Source organism: uncultured Streptococcus sp. (assembly GCF_915066115.1).
Lineage (GTDB): Bacteria > Bacillota > Bacilli > Lactobacillales > Streptococcaceae > Streptococcus.
On the sequence record NZ_CAJZDT010000120.1, the window covers coordinates 1 to 5,734 of the forward strand.

4 protein-coding genes and 1 pseudogene are annotated in these 5,734 nt (G+C 37.5%); 3 read left to right on the top strand and 2 right to left on the bottom strand.

Features of this window, described 5'->3' with window-relative positions:
- Window positions 1-31: 31 nt before the first annotated feature.
- Window positions 32-1,249: pseudogene (locus QZ565_RS07840) on the bottom strand (transposase).
- Window positions 1,250-1,432: 183 nt separating this feature from the next.
- Between QZ565_RS07840 and QZ565_RS07845 the strand changes: the two are divergent.
- The 3 genes from QZ565_RS07845 to QZ565_RS07855 are packed head-to-tail and all read left to right on the top strand — an operon-like array spanning window position 1,433 to window position 4,827.
- Complete coding sequence (locus QZ565_RS07845; protein ID WP_084862415.1) at window positions 1,433-3,211, top strand: phosphotransferase; 1,779 nt, start codon at window positions 1,433-1,435, stop codon at window positions 3,209-3,211.
- Between the two features lies 1 nt (window position 3,212).
- Window positions 3,213-3,398, top strand: a complete 186-nt coding sequence (locus tag QZ565_RS07850) for a hypothetical protein (protein ID WP_060805305.1) — start codon at window positions 3,213-3,215, stop codon at window positions 3,396-3,398.
- A 1-nt stretch (window position 3,399) separates the two neighbouring features.
- Entirely contained in the window at window positions 3,400-4,827 is a 1,428-nt protein-coding gene (locus QZ565_RS07855; RefSeq protein WP_224218316.1) for a cytosine permease, read from the top strand.
- 47 nt (window positions 4,828-4,874) lie between these two features.
- Here QZ565_RS07855 and QZ565_RS07860 read toward each other — a convergent pair.
- Window positions 4,875-5,734 (bottom strand): IS3 family transposase (locus QZ565_RS07860; RefSeq protein ID WP_295527906.1); only part of this gene is annotated, 860 nt, incomplete at its 5' end.

Below are 5,734 nucleotides of genomic sequence, written 5' to 3' on the forward strand. Positions count from 1 at the left end.
AGTTTTACAACTGTAGTGTGTAGAAGAAAAGCTAAGATCTAGAAAGGACACATTTCGTCCTTTCATTTTTGATGTTCATAGAGATAAAAATCCGTTTTTTTAAGTTTTCAAAGTTCCGAAAACCAAAGGCATTTCGCTTGATAAGTTTGATGAGATTATTGGTTGCTTCTAATTTGGCTTTAGAATAAGGTAGTTGAAGAGCGTTGACTATTTTCTCTTTGTCCTTAAGAAAGGTTTTAAAGACAGTCTGAAAAATAGGGTGAAGCTGCTTTAGATTGTCCTCGATAAGTCCGAAAAATTTGTCTGGCTCCTTGTTCTGAAAGTGAAAGAGTAAGAGTAAGAGCTGATAGACATTGGAGTGGTGTCTCAAGTATTCTGAATGGCTCAAAAGCTTATCTAGAATTTCTTTATTCGTCAAGTGCATACGAAAAGTAGGGTGATAAAATTGTTTATGGCTTAGTTTACGACGATCCTGTTGGATGAGCTTCCAGTAGCGCTTGATGGCCTTGTATTTATGGGATTTTCTATAGAACTAATTCATGATTTGAACACGCAAACGACTCATAGCACGGCTGAGATGTTGGAGTAAAACAGTCCAGTGGACTGTTTTAGCCTGAATCTAGAAATTCTAAAGCGAAGCAGCTGTTTAGCCAAGTTATAGTAGGGACTAAACATATCCATAGTAATGATTTTCACCTGACAACGAACAGCTCTATCGTAGCGCAGAAAGTGATTTCGGATGATAGCCTGTGTTCTGCATTCAAGGACAGTGATGATATTGAGGTTATCAGAGTCTTGCGCAATAAAGCTTATTTTTCCCTTAGTGAAGGCATACTCGTCCCAAGACATAATCTCAGGAAGACGAGAAAAATCATGATTAAAGTGAAAGTCATTGAGTTTTCGAATGACAGTTGAAGTTGAAATGGACAGCTGATGTGCAATATCAGTCATAGAAGTCTTTTCAATCAACTTTTGCTCAATTTTTATTGATGAGAGAAGTTTTGGAGAGGGTCATTTTCGAGCAATGATAGCACTTGAAACAGCTTTTCTAAGAAGGGGTTCTATTGGGGATACCAATTGTTTCAAGGTAAGGAATTTTAGACAATTTTTGAAACTCATATTTCTTAATTTGGCTAGCGCAATTAGGACGAGATAGAGCATCATTATCCAGTTTAGCGATGATTTCCTTGTGGGTATCCCTGTTAATTTAATTGTTCCATACGATTCTTTCTAATGATGGTTTGGTCATTTTTCATTCTAGATATTACGGAACTTTTTCTACAACAAATAGGCTTCATAATATCTATAGGGAATTTACCCACTGCAAATATTATAGTTCCCTATTTTCTTAATATAGAATCTAACTTGACAAAAACAAATGTTCATTGTATAATCGAATGGATAGAAATATTGAACGAAAGAGGTTAAGGATATGCTATCAGAAAAACAATTTAAACTTTTACGTTTTTTGTTGATTCACAAAGACGAAAACTTTACGCAGAGACAATTGGCTGAACAGCTAGATTTATCTTTAGGAACAGTCAATGCATTGGTTGGAAAACTTAAAGAAGAGAAGTGGATTGATGAGGAACATCACTTAAATGAACTAGGCAAGAACGTTTTAGAACCCTATCGAGTAGAAAATGCTATTATAATGGCTGCTGGAATGAGTAGTCGTTTTGCTCCTTTGTCTTATGAAATTCCCAAAGGATTGCTTCAAGTCAAGGGGGAACGCTTGATAGAGAGGCAAATCAGACAACTGCAAGAAGCAGGAATAGAAGATATAACCGTTATTGTAGGTTATCTACAAGAAAAAATGTTCTATCTGGAAGAAAAGTTTGGCGTTAAAATCGTTGTGAATAATGATTACTACAAATACAATAACTGTTCTTCTCTCATGCTAGTCAGAGATCAACTTTCCAACACTTATATCTGCTCTTCGGATAATTATTTTGTAGAAAATCCGTTTGAACGATACATTTACAGAGGTTATTATTCGACTATATTTGCAGAAGGGGACACAGACGAATACTGCTCTAAGGAAGATTCCAATCACACGATTATCGATATTCAAATCGGTGGGACGAATACTTGGGCTATGGTGGGGCACGTTTATTTTGATCGTGCATTTAGTGAAAAATTCGTAGATATTTTGGAAACTGAATTTAAACATGAGCCGTATCGCGAACAGCTCTGGGAAGATTATTATAGTCGTCACGTCAAAGAACTTCCTTTGGAAGCTCGGCATTATTCAGCAGACATTGTTAAGGAGTTTGATTCACTAGATGAGTTGCGTCAGTTTGATGAACACTATTTGGTGAATACTAATTCGGAAATCATTGATAACATCTGTAAGACATTAGGATGTATAGCTTCAGATATTGTCAATATTAAACCCCTAAAAGACGGTTTAACTAACACTTCGTTTTCATTTGACTGCCTAGGAAAGAAATATGTTTACCGTCATCCAGGTAGAGGAACGGAGAATTATATCGATCGTGCTAGCGAGGCAGCTTCCATGGAAATTGCTACAAAATTGAAGATTGACCTTACTTTTGTTGCTATGAACAAGGATGAGGGCTGGAAAATTTCAGAATTTATTCCTAACGCCAAGCAACTAGATTATGATAATTGGGATGATGTAGCAAAAGCAATGGAGCTCTTGAGACGCTTGCACCAATCTGGAGAAAAAACGGATCATTCTTTTGATCAATTTGAGGGAATTGATGATTTTAGACAAAAATTAAAAGCCAGCAATCGTTTTGAATTTGATGGGCTTGAAGAGTTGGATAAGAATGTCTCAGTTCTCGAGAAGCTATTACAAGAAGATCAAGCGAAAAAGGTTCTCTGCCATGGAGATTCTTATAGCCCAAATTTCTTGTTGAATGAAGATGGCGAAATGAGCTTGATTGATTGGGAATATTCTGGTATGGGAGATCCAGCGGGAGATTTAGGGACCTTTATTGGATGTTCAAATTATACAGTGGAAGAAGCTGAAAAGGTACTTGAAATCTATCTACAAGAAGTTCCAGACAAGAAAACCAAACGTCACTATTTTGCCTATGTATCAGTGACTTCATATTATTGGTTCTTGTGGGCCCTGTTCCAAGAAAGCGTTGGAAAACCAGTAGGTGAATTTCTTTATATCTGGTATCGTTATACCAAGCAGTATGGAAAACTTGCATTAGATTTATACTTAGAGGATAATTAAGATGAAACCGACATCAGAAATTGAAGAATTAATAGCAAATGAAACGAAAAGAAGGCTAGAAGAAATGGAATCACCAAACTATGTGTTTGCCCAGCCATTTCTAAAAAGTGATTTTACTATAGTCATCGTCTTAGTTCTAATTAACCTTATTCTGATTATCCTAGCCATGACAGGAGGTATTCAATAAAATGTCCAAGATGAATGACTTCATTCAACAGGAGACCATAACGGGAATCGTTCCCATGACCAACAAGGATCGTCAGTATTCTTTCTGGGATCTCTTCCTATCGACAAGTGGTTTTGCCATCGCAACCTGGTGTTATACCCAAGGAGCCTATGTGGCTCAATATTTGACCTTTAATCAAATGTTGATTAATATTTTTAGTTTTAACATTATCTGGGTCTTTATTGAATGTCTCCCAATCTTGTTTGCAGTTAAATATGGAATTGATTTATGGATTTGGTTGAGAGCCGTTCTAGGTAAAAAAGGGGTGGCCATTCTATCAACCGTGATTAGTCTGGCGAATTTTGGTTGGTACGCCGTTACCGCTAATCTTTTTGCCAGCTCCATGATTCATTTGGCAAATAATTTTGGGCTTGGTTTAGACAAGGGAGTATGGGCACCGATTCTAGGCACCCTCTGTGTTCTCCTTGGAACGCTGATTGCTCTTGGGGGCCCAGATGTGATTAAAGGTACTAATCGCTTTCTGGTGGTTGCCTTGTTATTTGTTGGGCTAATCATCGTTGGAATCTGTTTTGTTGCGGTTCCGATTAGGGATATTATGAATGTCCAACCTGCCATCCAAGAAAATTTGACACCGATTGAACGTTTTATGATGTCGGGGGAAGGAAATGTGGCCGTAGCCTTTTCTTGGTCTACACAAGCCTTTGTCTTACCACGTTTGGCAAAATCAGAACGCAGTGGCTATTGGGCTACAGCCTTGTCATATGGGGTTGTTGCTCCATTCTTTGCTGCGACAGGTGGAGTTATGGCTCTAGCCATGTTTGTCAAAACAGGTGTTTATGAAAGTGATCCAACAACCATGCTATCAACTCTAAGCACACCTGCCTTTGCCCTTTTAAGTTTACTACTAGTAGCCTTTGCCAATATTGGAACCCAAGGGACAGGATCATACGTGAACTGTATGATTGTAAAAAGCGGGATGCCCAAAGTAAGCTATAAACTAATGGTTTGGATTGCCATGGTATACGTGAGCCTACTTACAATTTGGGGAGGAGTGGAAGAGTACTTCGGTTCCTTCATCTCGCTGGCTGCCTATATTCAAGGTCCCATTATCGGAATGATCGTTGTCGACTACTTTATCTTGAGAAAACGAAAAGTCGATTTGCGTTCAGCCTATTTCCTTGAGGGACATAAAGCTTATGAGTTTACAAATGGCTTTAATCTGGTAGGATTATCTTGTGTAATCATTTCCTTGTTAGTTGCGGTACTATTTGTTTATAACCCTGTAACAAAGCACATCCAGAGTCCTATGTTCCTGCTCACAACGGGTAGTGGCTTCACTGCAATTTTTGGAGGTCTATTGTACTGGTTAGCTAGCTTAACTCGTTTAAAACGCTATATGCTCAAGGATAAAGATTCTGTTACGATTTAAGTTTAAGAGAGAACGTTGTGGACTACCCCAAAAAGTTGGAAAAATAATTATTGAAAGGATTTAGTTCTGTATTGCACAGGACTAAGTCCTTTTAATTTTACTTTGATTCGTTTGTTGTTGTAATAATCAATATAGTCGACGATTGCCCCCTCAAGTTCCTTTATAGACTTAAATGTCTGCTCATAGCCAAAAAACATCTCTGATTTAAGAATGCCAAAGAACGATTCCATCATGCCATTGTCAGTACTATTACCCTTACGGGACATAGATGGCTGAATTCCCTTATCTTCTAAAAAACTATGATAAAACTCATGCTGGTATTGCCATCCCTGATCACTGTGGAGAATAGTACTCTCGTATTGTTCTTCTCTAAAAGCTTGTTTTAACATATCTTTTAATTGGTCTAAATTTGGTGAAGACGAAAGGGAATAAGCTATAATTTCGCTGTTATAACCATCTAAAATTGGTGATAAATATAGTTTTTGGTTACTTGTTGGGATAGAAAATTCCGTAATGTCTGTATAGCACTTTTCCATCGGTTTTGAAGCTTCAAATTGGCGTTGAATAATGTTTCCAACTCTCTTTCCAACGGTTCCATGATAAGAAGAGTACTTACGTTTTCTGCGAATACGAGCCCTTAGACCTAACATTTTCATCAGGCGTTGTACCTTTTTATGGTTTACGATGAAACCACGGTTTCTAAGCTCAAGAGTGATACGGCGATAGCCATAATTTCCTTTATGCTCGTTATAAATAGTTTCTATTTCGTTTTTTACGGCCTGATTCTTATCTTCTAGGTTTAGCTGCTTTAAGTGATAGTAGTAAGTTGAACGAGCAAGTTTAATAATCTTTAGAAGAATATCTAAAGGAAACTCTGGCACTAACTCTCTGACAATCTGTGTCTTTA

What these genes read in the sequence shown, in the direction of transcription:
- QZ565_RS07845 (WP_084862415.1), top strand. Translation starts at nt 1,433, where the DNA reads ATGCTATCAGAAAAACAATTTAAACTTTTACGTTTTTTGTTGATTCAC.
- QZ565_RS07850 (WP_060805305.1), top strand. Translation starts at nt 3,213, where the DNA reads ATGAAACCGACATCAGAAATTGAAGAATTAATAGCAAATGAAACGAAA.
- QZ565_RS07855 (WP_224218316.1), top strand. Translation starts at nt 3,400, where the DNA reads ATGTCCAAGATGAATGACTTCATTCAACAGGAGACCATAACGGGAATC.